Consider the following 12,525-nt stretch of genomic DNA (forward strand, 5'->3'; position numbering starts at 1 on the left):
CGCGGCTACTGATTGCTCGTGGCTCGCACTTCACCCAGGGTGGTGACGCCCTGCAGCACCTTGGCGATGCCGTCCTGACGCAGCGTGCGCATGCCCTCGGCCATCGACTGGTGCATCAGCTCCTCGGCGCGTGAGCCGGTCTGGATCAGGCGACGCAGCGGGCGGCTGACGATCAGCAACTCGTGCAGGCCGGCGCGGCCCTTGAAGCCGGTGTGATCGCACTTGTCGCAGCCGGGGCTGTGATATCGCAGCAGGTTCGGTTGCCCGTAGGCGCCTTGCCATTCGGCCAGCACCGCCTCGCGCGCGGGCCGGTTCTCCGGCGAGAAGACGTGCAGGTAATCGTCGAGCAGTTCCTGCAGCGTGGCGTCCGGCATCGGCTCGGACTTGCGGCAGGCCGGGCAGATGCGCCGCACCAGCCGCTGTGCCAGCACCGCGAGCAGCGAATCGGCGAAGTTGAACGGATCCATGCCCATGTCGAGCAGACGCGTGACGGTTTCCGGGGCGCTGTTGGTGTGCAGGGTCGAGAGCACCAGGTGACCGGTCAGCGAGGCCTCGACGGCGATCTCGGCGGTTTCCTCGTCACGGATTTCGCCGACCATGATCACGTCCGGGTCCGCGCGCAGGAAGGCGCGCAGCGCCTTGGCGAAGGTCCAGTCGATCTTCGGGTTGACCTGCACCTGCCGCAGTCCGTGCTGGGTGATTTCGACCGGGTCCTCGGCCGTCCAGATCTTGCGCTCCGGCGTGTTGATCTGCGACAGCACCGAGTGCAGCGTGGTGGTCTTGCCCGAGCCCGTCGGACCCACGCACAGCACCATGCCGTAGGGCCGCTCGGCCGCCGCCTTCAGTTCCTTGAGGTTGCGCGCGGACAGGCCCAGCTTCTCCATCGGAATCGGCCGGGCCGAGGCCAGGATCCGCATCACGACGTCTTCGAGACCGTTGTTGGTCGGGATCGTGGCGACACGCAGCTCGATCTTGTGCGGCGACGAGAACCGCGCGAAATTGATCTTGCCGTCCTGCGGCTTGCGCCGCTCGGAGATGTCCAGGTCGCACATGATCTTGATGCGGGCGATCAGGGCGCTGCGGTAGGTGTGAGGCAGTTCCACGTGGGGCTGCAGCACCCCGTCCTTGCGGAAGCGGATCTTGACCTTCTCCTTGCCCGGGTGCGTCTCGATGTGGATGTCCGAGACGTTCTGGTTGTGTGCCTCGATGATCATGCTGTTGATCAGACGCACCAGCGAGTTGTCGCTCTGCTCGATCGGATGCTCTTCCTCGCGCGCGGTCTCGCGGGCCGTCTGCTCCTGGCCCTCGCGCTCCAGCGTTTCGATCAGCTTGTCGGAGCTGTCCAGCTCGAAATCCATCGTCAGCGCCGGCAGGCCGCCGTCGCGGTTGGGCAGCGGCTGGTTGCCGAAACGCTCGTAGGCGGACGGGATCGCGAACTGCAGCGAGCCCAGCCGCGCCAGCGCCGGCACGACCTTGAGCTGCGTGATGAACTCGACCTCGTCGATGCAGTCGCGCCGGGTCGGGTCTTCCATGGCGACGATCAAGCGGCCTTCGCGCAGCACCAGCGGCAGCACCTCCAGCCGGCGCGCCACCGAGAACGGCAGCTTGCGCACCGCGTCCGGCTCGATCGCGAAGTTGTCCGCGTCGACCAGCGGATAGCCCATCTTGCGCGCCAGCGCGGACTGCAGCTGCGCGCGGGTGACGATGCCCTTGCGGACCAGCAGCTCGCCCAGCGGCACCGAGCGGTCGTGCTTCTGCTGTTCAAGCGCCTCGTCCAGTTGCGCCTGCGTGACCAGCTCCAGCGCCAGCAGCGCCTCGCCGATGCGCACCATCGGCATCTTGGCCTGCTGCTCGATGGCTTGCATCAACTGCTCGGCGCTGACGATCTGCTGCGCCACCAGGATGTCGCCGACGCGCCGGTCGCGCAGCTGACGCTGTTCGTCGACCGCTTCCTCGACCTGCGCCTGCGTCGCCACCAGCTCGCGCACCAGCATGTCGCCGATGCGCTCGCCGACCTCGAAACTGGTCAGGCCCTCGCGCGGCACGAACATGCATCGGACCCAATCGCTGGTGTCGCTGACCGGCGGAAAGAGGAACAGGCCCAACTCGGTCTCGTGATGACCGATGGTGACGCCGCGCTGCTCCTCGCCGCCCTGGTAGACCAGGCGGAAGTCGCTGCGCGGCCGCTGATCGAGCGCCATCGGATCGCCGGCGTCCTCCGCGTCTCGCGGCGGGACCTCGATCGCGTGCAGCAGCTTCAACGCCTTGAACTGCGAGAACTTCAGCGGCATCGCGTTGCGCGCTGGCGGCACCACCACCTGCGCCAGCCGCTCCGACGGCACCATCAGGATCACCTTGCCGACGGTGCGGCTGCCGTTCAGGCCGAGGATCTCGCACGCCTGCGGCTCACGCTGCGGCTTGGGACGGGGATAGGCGGCGAATGGCGGGGTCGGCCACTCGAACAACGGGGCCTGCTCGGCGGCCGGCGAAACACTCGGCTGGGCAGGGGACCATTGCAGCGGCACGGACGGGTCGGACATGTAGCGGTCTCCGCGAATTTCTCGTCCGGGAACACCGAGCCAGCGACAACATTCGCCGACTGTCGGCCTCCCCAGGCGCTCATAGGTAGAAGAGTAACCCGTTTATGTGAATTACCCACCCGGAGAAGCCATCAGCGCCTCTGAAAACTTGGGTTCAAGGAGGGGCAAGGACCGACCCCGCTAGACTGGCCGGCATGAAGAACATTCTGCTGACCGGCTTCGAACCGTTCGGAGGCGAGCGCGTCAACCCGTCGTGGGAACTGGCCCGCGCCCTGAACGGCGAGCTGATCGGCGGGTGCCGGGTGGTCTCGGTGCAACTGCCTTGTGTGTTCGGCGAGGCCTTGCGGCAACTGGACGAGGCGCTGGACCGCATCCGACCCGTGACGGTGCTGGCGATCGGCCAGGCGGGCGGGCGCTGCGATCTGTCCCTGGAACGGATCGCGATCAATGTGGACGACGCGCGCATCCCGGACAACGCCGGCGCCCAGCCGATCGACGAGCCGGTCGTCCCGGCCGGTCCGGCGGCGTACTTCTCGACGCTGCCGATCAAGGCGATCGTGGCGGGCCTGCGGGCGCAGGGATTCCCGGCGTCGGTCTCGCAGACGGCGGGCACCTTCGTCTGCAATCACCTGTTCTACGGCCTGCAGCATCGACTGGCCGCCAGCGGCGTGCGCAGCGGCTTCATGCACATCCCGTATCTGCCGGAGCAGGCGGCGCATCACCCCGGCGCGCCCAGTCTGCCGCTGCCGACGCTGGTGGCCGCCACGCGGGTGGCCCTTGCCTTGGCCACGAGCGCCGAGGAACTGCGGCAGGGCGGCGGTCAGCTCGATTGACCGGTCGCCAGCAGGTTGCCGTCGGCATGCCATGTCAGGCCATCGGCCTGACAACGCGGCGGCATGGCGTCATCGCGATGCTCCCCAACCGTTGATCGCTGCCCCTGCGACGGCGCCGCTTGGCGATCTCGGTTCGCGTGTGATGTGAACTCGCGGCGAGCGCGAATTCTTGGGTGGTTCTGGGTGGCAGCTCACTTTGCTTGATGCATGTCAAGGACAGCGCCGCTCCTGCGACACGAGACCGTTGGGTGACCCAACTGAGGCGCCTGTGCTCGGCGGGCATGGCAATCGTGCCGGACGCCCTGCGCAAGTTCAGTCATATCGCGGGGGCGTGCCCTGCATTTTGGAGTCACCCATGAATACCCGTCACGTTGTCCTGGCCGCCCTGACGGCCGCCCTGTCTGTCGGCGCCGCTGGCGCCGCTCACGCCGCCAACGGCAAGGAGAAGTGCTACGGCGTCGCCAAGGCCGGTCAGAACGACTGCGCCAACACGACTGGCGTCCATTCCTGCGCTGGCCAGTCCAAGGTCGACAACGCGCCGGACGAATGGAAGTACGTCGCCAAGGGCACCTGCAAGGTGGCCGGCGGCAAGACCGCCGATGAGGTGAAGGCCGAAGCCGTCACCAGGGCCGGCAAGTGAAAGCCGGCGCCACGCTCTGGCCGGTCGCGGTCGGCATCGGGTGGCGCCAGCCCCATTACCGGGAGGTGATGGAGCGAGGCGCTCCCGGCGTCGATTTCCTGGAGGTCCATACCGAAAACTTCGTCGCGCCGGGTGGCGCCTCCCGGCAGATGCTGCTGGACGCGGCTCGCCGGCATCCGGTGAGCTTGCACGGCGTGGGGCTCGGGCTGGGTTCCGCGGTCGGCATCGATTGGTCTCATCTGAAACGCGTGCGCGAGCTGGTCGACGCGGTGCGCCCGGCGCTGGTGTCGGAACACGCCTGCTTCAGCCGCGTGCAGCGCCATCACGAGGCGATGCACGCGCATGAACTGCTGCCGATCCCGTTCAGCGCCGACAGCCTGGCGTTGCTGGCTTCACAGGTCGATACGGTCCAGCAGGCACTTGGGCGCCAGATCCTGATCGAGAACCTGAGCGCCTATGTCGCCTGGGACGAGGACGCGATCAGCGAACCCGATTTCTTCAACGCGCTCGCCGCGAAGACGGGCTGTGGTCTGCTGCTCGATCTCAACAACCTGCTGGTCAACGCCCTGAATCGCGGCCGCGACGCCGAGGCCGCGGTGCTCGATTGCCACGCCTGGCTCGACCGCATCGACGCGGGGGCCGTCGGACAGTACCACTTGGCCGGTCATGCGCGGCTGGGCGATCTGGTCATCGACGACCACGGCAGCCAGGTCGGCGAGGAGGCCTGGGCGATCTACCGCCATGCGCTCGGTCGGATTGGTGCACGGCCGACCCTGGTCGAGTGGGACAACAACATCCCGTCGCTGCAGAAGCTTTCCAGCGAAGTCGCGCGCGCCCGCGCGGAGCAGGGCACGCTGGATCGAGCGCTCATCGCCCCACCGCCCCTTCGGCTGTCGGCGCGCAATGAGTCCGCGGGCCGCTCCGGACGTGTCGGCCATGCGGTGGCCACCATGCAGGAGGCCGACGATGCCGCTGAATGATTTCAAGGACATGAGCGAGCGATATGAGCTGCTGTCACGGCAGTCACGTCTGGTGGAGGCGGTGCTCGCCGCCCCCGGCTCCGAGCCGTCGTCGCTGGTGCCATCCGGCCTGCAGGCGCTGCCGGGCATCCGGGGCGGCTTGCCGCGTGCGTTGCAGGTCTATCGCAGCCACGCGGTGGCATTGGCGGATCGCGCCCTGACGGCCATCTATCCGCGTTTGCGCGATCAGATGGAGGCACAAGCTGCCGGCAGCTTCGCCGCGTTGGCCTGGGCCTGCTGGCGACTGCATGCGCCGGCGCAGGCCGATCTGGGTGATTGGGGCGAGGCGCTGATCGGGATGCTCGCGCGGGCTCGAGCCGAACAAGGCCTGCCGGCAACCTGGCCCGCGCTGGCACGACTGGAGTGGGCGATGCATCGCGTCGAACGCCTCGCCGACGTGTCGCCCGACCTCGGATCGTTGGCGCTTCTCGGGCGTCTGCCCGCTGGGGCGGTTCGGGTGGTGCTGTCGCGTCAAGTCGAACTGCTGCGCTGCGACGACATCGAGTCGCGCGAGGTGTTGTCGATTCCGGAGGAAGCCTTCGGTCAAGGACCGCGGGAAGCGCTGATCGTGTGGCGAGACGGCTGGAAGGGCAGTGCCATGGCGCTCGATGCCGCCGCCCTGCGCTGGTACGAGGCGCTCGACGAAGGCCTGGACCTGGAGCGCTCGCTGCTTGCGGCCGGGCCAGGTTTCGATTTCATCGCGTGGCTGCCAGCGGCGGTTACGCGAGGTTGGCTGGCGTGCATCGAGACCGCGGGTGTCGCGGCAGTGATGGCGCCGTCATCCGTGCGATGAGGGGACGTATGTTCATGATCAACCACCTGGGCCGCGCGAACGTGGCCTTTTCGACGGTGCCGACGACGCGCCTGTTCCGATCTCCCTGGCGCCGGGCACTCGGCGCGATCGGTCGCGCGCTGACCGATCCCGGCGCGCGCGGCTCGAGCCGACTTCGCGGTAGCCTTGGCACCCTGGTCGAAGGGCTGCAGGACGTGGTCGCGCTCACTGCCCGCTGGTATGTCGGCATGGCATTCCTGATGTCGGGCCTGACCAAGATCCGGGACTGGGACACGACCCTGGCGCTGTTCCAGGACGAGTACCACGTGCCCTTGCTGCCGCCGGAGGCCGCCGCATGGCTGGGCACCGGCGGCGAGCTCCTGCTGCCGGTCCTGCTGATGCTCGGTCTGGGCGGGCGATTCGCGGCGCTCGGCCTGAGCGTCGTGAACGTGATCGCGGTCTTCAGCCTGACCGACATCGCGCCGGCCGCGCTGATCCAGCATCAACTCTGGGGCGCGTTGCTGATCGTGCTGGCGGTGTTCGGTCCGGGACGCGGCGCCATCGACGCCGCGATCCGCGCCTGGCTCATTCGCGCGGACGGAAGGTGATGATCATCACGCGGGGCACCGTGCCGTCGGTGTCCCGCGGCAGGATCTCCGTCTTGTCCAACGCCCGCAGCACGGCATTGTCGAAGTCCGGCAGACCGCTGGACTTGACGATCTTGCGGGCGACGATGGTGCCGTCGGGACCGGCGCGCACCTCGACCTCGGCCTCGGGGTTGGATGGGCCGCCCGGGTCGTTGTAGATGATGTTGGGCCGCACGCGGGCCTTGATGCGCCCCGCGTAGTTGGCCGACGGACCGGAGCTCTTCAGCGCGTTGCCGGTCGAGGTGGGACCGCCGCTGGCGCCCGCCATCCCCTGGATGCGTCGGATGTTCTCCTGGCGCTGCGCCTCGGCCCGGGCCTCGGCGTCCTTGCGGGCCTTCTCCGCCTTGGCCTTCTCGGCCTTGTCCTTGGCCGCGTCGTCCTTCTTCGCCTGCTCTTCCTTGAGCTTGCGATCGCGCTCTTTCTTGTCGGCCTCGTCCTTCTTCTGCTGCTCGAGCTTGCGCTTCTCGTCGGCCTCGCGCTGCGCTTGTTCTTCCTTCTGCTTGCGCTCCTTGGCCTTGGCGATCGCGATGTCCGCGTCGCGCTGCGCCTGGACCTCCTGAGGCGTCGGCTCCTGAGGTTTGGGAGGTTCCGGTTTCGGTTCAGGCTTCGGAGGTTCCGGCTGGTTGTCCGTCGGCAGTTGCTCCTTGGGCGCGGCCGCCTTCGGGACGGCCGACCACAACTCCGCCTCCAGGGCGGGCACCGGCTTGGAGCGCCAGCTGACGCCGAAGCTCAACGCCATCACCAGCAGGACGTGGGCGACGATCGCCAGGCTGAACCCGCGGCCCAGGCCGGGCGCGGGCGGCGGCCGCAACGCGTCGCGGTCGAGAGGAAGTCGGGAGGCCATGCTCATCGCGTGCGGTCTGTCCTCGACATCAGTTGTCGGCGGCCGCGCCGTTTTTCACCGACAGGCCCACGCGCTGGATGCCGGCGCGCTGCAGCACGTCCATCGTCTTCACGACGGCCTCGTACTTGACGTTGCGGTCGGCGGAGATCACGACCGGCGTGTTCGCGTCGCCGTTTTGCGCTTCCTTGACGCGCGTCGCCAGCGCCTTGAGCGGCACCGGGGACGGGTCCTGGTCGCCGTCGAGCTTGATCTTCAGTTGCTCGTCGGTGCCGACGATCACCTGGATGACGTGGGCCGGCTGCGTGCGGCTCTGGCCGACGCTGGGCAGGTCGACCACGCCGGTGGTGATCAGCGGGGCGCTGACCATGAAGATGATCAGCAGCACCAGCATCACGTCGATGAAGGGGACCATGTTGATCTCGTTCATCGTGCGACGGCGGGAGCCGCCGCGGGAAGACATCGAGGGCATGTCGGTCTCCGTCGGTCGCGATCAGCGCGCCGCGGCCGGCGCGGGTTGGCCGGCGTTGCGCTGCAGGATGTTGGAGAACTCCTCGATGAAGGTCTCCAGCGTGATCGCGTTGCGGTCGATCTGGCGCGCGAAGCGGTTGAAGGCCAGCACCGCCGGAATCGCGGCGAACAGGCCGATCGCAGTCGCCACCAGCGCCTCGGCGATGCCCGGCGCGACGGTGGCCAGCGTCACCTGCGTCAGGTTGGACAGGCCGACGAAGGCGTGCATGATCCCCCAGATGGTGCCGAACAGCCCCACGTAGGGCGATACCGAGCCCACCGAGGCCAGGAACGACAGGTGCGATTCCATCGCGTCGAGCTCGCGCTGGAAGCTGGCGCGCATGGCGCGGCGGGCGCCGTCCAGCAGCGCGGTGGGGTCCACCACGCGCTTCTCGCGCAGCTTCAGGAATTCGCGCATGCCGGACGCGAAGATGCGCTCCAGCGGCGCGCCGTCCTGGCGGTTGGACACGCTGGTGTAGAGGTCGTTGAGGTTCTTGCCGGACCAGAACTCCTGCTCGAAGCCCTCGTTGCGCGCCTTGATGCGCGACAGCGAGATCAGCTTGCTGAAGATCACGCTCCAGCTGGCCAGCGACACCAGCAGCAACGCGGCGATCACCAGCTGCACCGTGAGGCTCGCGTGGGCGATCAGGGAAACGATGGAGAGGTCTTGGTTCATGAGGTCGGCGAGGGGTGATCGCTGGGGGCGTCCGGAGCGGGCGCCGGGTTGAAGTCGACGGTCAAAGGCGGAATTGTGACAAGGCTGGGCGCCTCATCGGCAAACGGCGGGCCAGCGTCTGCAAACAAGCGTGTCAGCGATCTGCGAAACGAGCCGGGGCGCGCCGTCACGTCAGGTCGAGGCGCCGGGCGTCGCCGGTTGCAACGATTGCAGGATGCGTGCCGGTATGCGCGCCGGCTTGAGGCTCAGCGCGTCGACGCAGCCGATGCGGATCCGCCCTTGGGTCAACAGCTGCTCGCCGCGCCAGACGTGCTGGTCGATGACCATGCTGGCGCGGCCGATCTCGGTCGGCTGCACGCTGACACGCAGCCAATCGTCCAGCCGGGCCGGCGCCAGATAGCGCAGTGCGGTATCGCTGACGACGAACATCAGGCCCTCGTCGCGGCGCATCGTTTCCTGCTCGAAGCCGAGGCCGCGCAACCACTCGGTGCGGGCACGTTCCATGAACTTCAGGTAGTTGGCATAGAACACGACACCGCCGGCGTCCGTGTCCTCCCAGTAGATGCGCAGCTCATGCTGGAACATCGGTAGCGCTGCGCCGACCGAGCCGGTGAGCGCGAGCGGGCCGCCGAGCAGGGCCGGGACGGAGGAGGGCGCGTTCATGCGGCACGGGCTTTCAGTTGATCCAGGCGGGCGCGGATGCGCGACAGCGCCTCGCGCAGGTCATCCATGCCGCTGGCGAAGGACAGGCGCAGGAAGCGCTCGCCGAAGGCGGGGCCGAAGTCACGCCCCGGCGTCAGCGCGACCTGGGCGTGTTGCATCAGGTCCATGCACAGGTCCCAACTGGACAGGCCCGTGCCGGACGCGTCGGCCCAGGCGTAGAACGCGCCGTCGGGTGGCACGGGCACGGGCAGTCCCATCGCCTGCAGCGCGGGCACGACGAGGTCGCGTCGGCGCTGCAGTTCCTGGCGGCGGCGCTCGTACTCGTCCAGCGACTCGCGCTCGAAGCAGGCCAGCGCGGCGTGCTGAGCGATGGTGGATGGGCAGATGTAGAGGTTCTGCGCGAGCTTCTCCACCGGCGTGATCATCGCCTCGGGCAGCACCAGCCAGCCGAGCCGCCAGCCGGTCATGCCGAAGTACTTCGAGAAGCTGTTGATCGAGACCACGTCGCCGCCGAGCGCCAGCGCGCTGCGCGCGTAGCGGCTGTCGTAGCTCAGCGACTGGTAGATCTCGTCGACGACCATGACCCCGCCACGTTCACGGACGAACGCGTGGATGCGGGCAAGCTCGTCGGGCGCGATCGAGGTGCCGGTCGGGTTGCTCGGCGAGGCGAGCAGCACGCCGCGGCTGCGGTCGTTCCAATGTGCCTGCAGCGGGCCCAGGCTGAGCTGGAAGCGCTCGTCGGCGGTGGACGGGATCAGCACCGGCGTGGCATCGACCGCCTCGACGAAGTGGCGGTTGCACGGATAGCTCGGATCCGGCATCAGCACCTCGTCCCCGGCCTGGAACAGCGCCAGGCAGGCCAGCTGCAGCGCCGCCGAGGCGCCGGCCGTGATGACGATGCGATCGGGGTCGATCGCCAGGCTTTGCGTGTTCCGGTACCAGTCGGACAGACGCTGCCGCAGCGATATCAGGCCGTTGGCCTGCGTGTAGGGAATGCGGCCCGCGGCGGTGAAGCGCGCGGCGGCGTCGCGCACCTCGGTGCTGGCGCCGAAGTCGGGCTCGCCGATGTTCAGGTAGATCATGTGCCGGCCGCCGCGGGCCGGATCGCACACCGCCGAGCGGGCGATCTCGTCCGCCCGCTTGGCGCATTCCATGACGTAGAACGGCTGGATCCGTCCGACGCGGTCGGCTAGCTTGATGTCGATGGACATGTCGTCAGAGAAAACCCCGCCTGAAAGGCCGCCGCGAGGCGGCGATCAACCGCCCCGCGCCGCCTTGACCTCGACCGGCCGCAGGTCGGCCGCCGCGCGGTCCAGCACGCCGTTGACGTACTTGTGGCCGTCCGTGCCGCCGAAGGACTTTGCCAGTTCGACGGCCTCGTTGATCGCGACCTTGTACGGGATGTCGATGCAGTGCTTGAGCTCGAACGCGCCGATCAACAGGATCGCGTGCTCGATCGGCGACAGCTCGGTGGTCTTGCGGTCCACGTGGCGGGCCAGCACGGTGTCCAGTTCCGCCGCATCCTCGATCGCGCCGTTGAGCAGCTTGTCGTAGTGATTGCGGTCGGCCTTGTCGAAGCCTTCCTGCTCACGCGTGTGGGCGTCGATGACGCCGAGGTCGTCGCCGGTCACCAGCCATTGATAGAGGCCTTGCAGTGCATGCTCGCGCGAGCGTCGGCGGGCCGACTTGGCGGGCGGACGCTTGGCGGCCGGCTTGGCCGCGGGCTTGCCGGCGGCGGGGGAGGAGTTATCCATGGAGCTCACTTGAGTTCTTTCAACAGCAGCGCCATTTCGACGGCGACGGTTCCGGCATCACGGCCCTTTTCTTCGGCGCGGGCCCGGGCTTGCGCCTCGTTCTCGACCGTCAGGATGGCGTTGGCGATCGGGAGGCGATGATCGAGCGTCAGGCGTGTCACGCCGGCCCCGCTTTCATTGGCGACCAGTTCGAAGTGGTAGGTCTCGCCGCGGATGATGCAGCCCAGCGCCACCAGCGCGTCGTAACGACCGCTCGCGGCCATCGCCTGCAGCGCCACCGGCACTTCCAGCGCGCCGGGCACGGTCACGTGGCGGATGTCGGCGGCTTGCACGCCCAGGCGATCCAGCTCCGCCAGGCAGGCCCTGGCCAACGTGGACGTCAGCTCATCGTTGAAACGCGCCTGGACGATGCCGACGCGCAGGCCGCTTCCGTCCAGTTGGGTCGCTTGACCCTTGTCAGATCCTTGCATGCGGTCCTCGGCGTTCAGCAGTTCTTCGCGGTGGCGCCGCCCTGGGCAGCCTGGAAGCCGGTGACTTCGAGGCCATAGCCGGTCATGCTGGGCATGCGGCGCGGGCTGCCGAGCAGCTTCATCTTCTGCACGCCGAGCTCGCGCAGGATCTGCGCGCCCACGCCGTAGGTGCGCAGATCCATCGTCTGGTGCGGCTCCTCGCCGGTGGCGGACTGCAGCCGTCCGAGCAGCGCGGCGGCGTCCTCGGCGCAGTTCAGCAGCACCGCCACGCCGGCGCCCTCGCGCTGGATCGCGGCCAGCGCCTCGGGGAGCGGCCAGCTGTGGCCGCAGCGGCCGGCGTCCAGCAGGTCCAGCGCGGAGAACGGCTCATGCACGCGCACCAGCACTTCCTGGTCCTTCTGCCACTGGCCGAGCACCAGCGCCATGTGCACGTTGTCGGAGCGGTCGCGGAAGACGTGGCATTCGAAGCGGCCCTCTCGCGTCTCCAGCGGACGCTGGGCGACGCGCTGGATGATCGACTCGTTGCGGCTGCGGTACTCGATCAGGTCGGCGATGGTGCCGATCTTCAGGCCGTGTTCCCTGGCGAAGATCTCCAGATCGGGCAGGCGGGCCATCGTGCCGTCGTCGTTCATGATCTCGCAGATCACGCCCGCGGGCGTCAGGCCGGCCATGCGCGACAGGTCGCAACCGGCCTCGGTATGGCCCGCGCGCATCAGCACGCCGCCGTCCTGTGCCTGGAGCGGGAAGATGTGGCCGGGCTGCACCAGGTCCGTGGCGACGGCGCCCTTGGCGACCGCGGCCTGCACGGTGCGGGCCCGGTCGGCGGCAGAGATGCCGGTGGTGACGCCAGTGGCGGCCTCGATCGAGACCGTGAAGGCCGTGCCGTGCTTGGTGCCGTTGCGGGTGGCCATCGGCGGCAGTTGCAGTTGCTCGCAGCGCTCGCGCGTCAGCGTCAGGCAGATCAGGCCGCGGCCGTGCTTGGCCATGAAGTTGATCGCTTCCGGCGTGACGTGGTCAGCGGCCAGGACGAGATCACCTTCGTTTTCGCGGTCTTCCTCGTCGACGAGGATGACCATGCGGCCGGCCGCCAGCTCGGCGACCAGCTCGGGAATCGGAGATATTGGCATGGGCGGGATTGTAGGCGGGCAGGCCGGCGATCC

General features: G+C 68.4%; 14 protein-coding genes. 5 read left to right on the plus strand and 9 right to left on the minus strand.

The window, feature by feature from the left end:
• Nucleotides 1-5: 5 nt before the first annotated feature.
• Nucleotides 6-2,540, minus strand: coding sequence for a GspE/PulE family protein (locus CDN99_RS07325; protein ID WP_375134420.1), 2,535 nt, complete (start codon nucleotides 2,538-2,540; stop codon nucleotides 6-8).
• A 194-nt stretch (nucleotides 2,541-2,734) separates the two neighbouring features.
• Between CDN99_RS07325 and pcp the strand changes: the two genes are divergently transcribed.
• The 5 genes from pcp to CDN99_RS07350 all read left to right on the plus strand — a co-directional run bounded on the left by pcp (nucleotide 2,735) and on the right by CDN99_RS07350 (nucleotide 6,412).
• Nucleotides 2,735-3,373, plus strand: a complete 639-nt coding sequence (gene pcp, locus CDN99_RS07330) for a pyroglutamyl-peptidase I (protein ID WP_088384101.1) — start codon at nucleotides 2,735-2,737, stop codon at nucleotides 3,371-3,373.
• A gap of 355 nt (nucleotides 3,374-3,728) precedes the next feature.
• Nucleotides 3,729-4,013 carry a BufA1 family periplasmic bufferin-type metallophore gene (locus tag CDN99_RS07335; protein ID WP_088384103.1) on the plus strand — a complete coding sequence of 95 codons (285 nt, stop codon included), beginning with the start codon at nucleotides 3,729-3,731 and terminating at the stop codon, nucleotides 4,011-4,013.
• Nucleotides 4,010-4,993 carry an MbnB/TglH/ChrH family RiPP precursor modification enzyme gene (locus tag CDN99_RS07340; protein ID WP_238139408.1) on the plus strand — a complete coding sequence of 328 codons (984 nt, stop codon included), beginning with the start codon at nucleotides 4,010-4,012 and terminating at the stop codon, nucleotides 4,991-4,993. Before CDN99_RS07335 ends, CDN99_RS07340 begins: the two co-directional genes overlap by 4 nt.
• A gap of 61 nt (nucleotides 4,994-5,054) precedes the next feature.
• Entirely contained in the window at nucleotides 5,055-5,825 is a 771-nt protein-coding gene (locus CDN99_RS07345; protein WP_141100685.1) for a hypothetical protein, read from the plus strand.
• Between the two features lie 8 nt (nucleotides 5,826-5,833).
• Nucleotides 5,834-6,412, plus strand: coding sequence for a DoxX family protein (locus tag CDN99_RS07350; protein ID WP_238139409.1), 579 nt, complete (start codon nucleotides 5,834-5,836; stop codon nucleotides 6,410-6,412).
• On the opposite strand, the gene tolA is transcribed toward CDN99_RS07350, so the two are convergent.
• From tolA to ribBA, 8 genes are all read right to left on the minus strand, one after another.
• Nucleotides 6,390-7,295: a cell envelope integrity protein TolA gene (tolA, locus tag CDN99_RS07355; RefSeq protein ID WP_088384437.1), complete on the minus strand. Its 906-nt coding sequence runs from the start codon at nucleotides 7,293-7,295 to the stop codon at nucleotides 6,390-6,392. The genes CDN99_RS07350 and tolA overlap by 23 nt on opposite strands.
• 28 nt (nucleotides 7,296-7,323) lie before the next feature.
• The gene (gene tolR / locus CDN99_RS07360) at nucleotides 7,324-7,764 is read right to left on the minus strand and encodes a protein TolR (protein WP_088384107.1); all 441 of its coding nucleotides are present in this window, start codon (nucleotides 7,762-7,764) and stop codon (nucleotides 7,324-7,326) included.
• Between the two features lie 21 nt (nucleotides 7,765-7,785).
• The gene (gene tolQ, locus CDN99_RS07365) at nucleotides 7,786-8,478 is read right to left on the minus strand and encodes a protein TolQ (protein WP_088384109.1); all 693 of its coding nucleotides are present in this window, start codon (nucleotides 8,476-8,478) and stop codon (nucleotides 7,786-7,788) included.
• A gap of 171 nt (nucleotides 8,479-8,649) precedes the next feature.
• Nucleotides 8,650-9,063 (minus strand): tol-pal system-associated acyl-CoA thioesterase, encoded by a 414-nt coding sequence (gene ybgC / locus CDN99_RS07370; protein WP_088384438.1) that lies wholly within the window; start codon nucleotides 9,061-9,063, stop codon nucleotides 8,650-8,652.
• 74 nt (nucleotides 9,064-9,137) lie between these two features.
• Nucleotides 9,138-10,340, minus strand: a complete 1,203-nt coding sequence (locus tag CDN99_RS07375) for a pyridoxal phosphate-dependent aminotransferase (protein ID WP_088384440.1) — start codon at nucleotides 10,338-10,340, stop codon at nucleotides 9,138-9,140.
• Nucleotides 10,341-10,397: 57 nt separating this feature from the next.
• The gene (gene nusB / locus CDN99_RS07380; protein ID WP_088384111.1) at nucleotides 10,398-10,895 is read right to left on the minus strand and encodes a transcription antitermination factor NusB; all 498 of its coding nucleotides are present in this window, start codon (nucleotides 10,893-10,895) and stop codon (nucleotides 10,398-10,400) included.
• Nucleotides 10,896-10,900: 5 nt separating this feature from the next.
• Nucleotides 10,901-11,365, minus strand: coding sequence for a 6,7-dimethyl-8-ribityllumazine synthase (gene ribH, locus CDN99_RS07385; RefSeq protein ID WP_088384113.1), 465 nt, complete (start codon nucleotides 11,363-11,365; stop codon nucleotides 10,901-10,903).
• Between the two features lie 14 nt (nucleotides 11,366-11,379).
• Entirely contained in the window at nucleotides 11,380-12,492 is a 1,113-nt protein-coding gene (gene ribBA, locus CDN99_RS07390) for a bifunctional 3,4-dihydroxy-2-butanone-4-phosphate synthase/GTP cyclohydrolase II (RefSeq protein WP_088384115.1), read from the minus strand.
• Between the last annotated feature and the right edge of the window lie 33 nt (nucleotides 12,493-12,525).

The sequence above is a fragment of the Roseateles aquatilis genome (assembly GCF_002205645.1).
Taxonomy (GTDB): domain Bacteria; phylum Pseudomonadota; class Gammaproteobacteria; order Burkholderiales; family Burkholderiaceae_C; genus Roseateles; species Roseateles aquatilis.

Excerpts from the sequence above, each read along its gene's own strand:
- ribH (WP_088384113.1), bottom strand. The coding sequence starts at position 11,365 with ATGCAAGGATCTGACAAGGGTCAAGCGACCCAACTGGACGGAAGCGGC.
- CDN99_RS07335 (WP_088384103.1), top strand. The coding sequence starts at position 3,729 with ATGAATACCCGTCACGTTGTCCTGGCCGCCCTGACGGCCGCCCTGTCT.
- CDN99_RS07325 (WP_375134420.1), bottom strand. The coding sequence starts at position 2,540 with ATGTCCGACCCGTCCGTGCCGCTGCAATGGTCCCCTGCCCAGCCGAGT.
- nusB (WP_088384111.1), bottom strand. The coding sequence starts at position 10,895 with ATGGATAACTCCTCCCCCGCCGCCGGCAAGCCCGCGGCCAAGCCGGCC.
- CDN99_RS07350 (WP_238139409.1), top strand. The coding sequence starts at position 5,834 with ATGTTCATGATCAACCACCTGGGCCGCGCGAACGTGGCCTTTTCGACG.
- tolR (WP_088384107.1), bottom strand. The coding sequence starts at position 7,764 with ATGCCCTCGATGTCTTCCCGCGGCGGCTCCCGCCGTCGCACGATGAAC.
- pcp (WP_088384101.1), top strand. The coding sequence starts at position 2,735 with ATGAAGAACATTCTGCTGACCGGCTTCGAACCGTTCGGAGGCGAGCGC.
- tolQ (WP_088384109.1), bottom strand. The coding sequence starts at position 8,478 with ATGAACCAAGACCTCTCCATCGTTTCCCTGATCGCCCACGCGAGCCTC.
- ybgC (WP_088384438.1), bottom strand. The coding sequence starts at position 9,063 with ATGTTCCAGCATGAGCTGCGCATCTACTGGGAGGACACGGACGCCGGC.
- tolA (WP_088384437.1), bottom strand. The coding sequence starts at position 7,295 with ATGGCCTCCCGACTTCCTCTCGACCGCGACGCGTTGCGGCCGCCGCCC.
- ribBA (WP_088384115.1), bottom strand. The coding sequence starts at position 12,492 with ATGCCAATATCTCCGATTCCCGAGCTGGTCGCCGAGCTGGCGGCCGGC.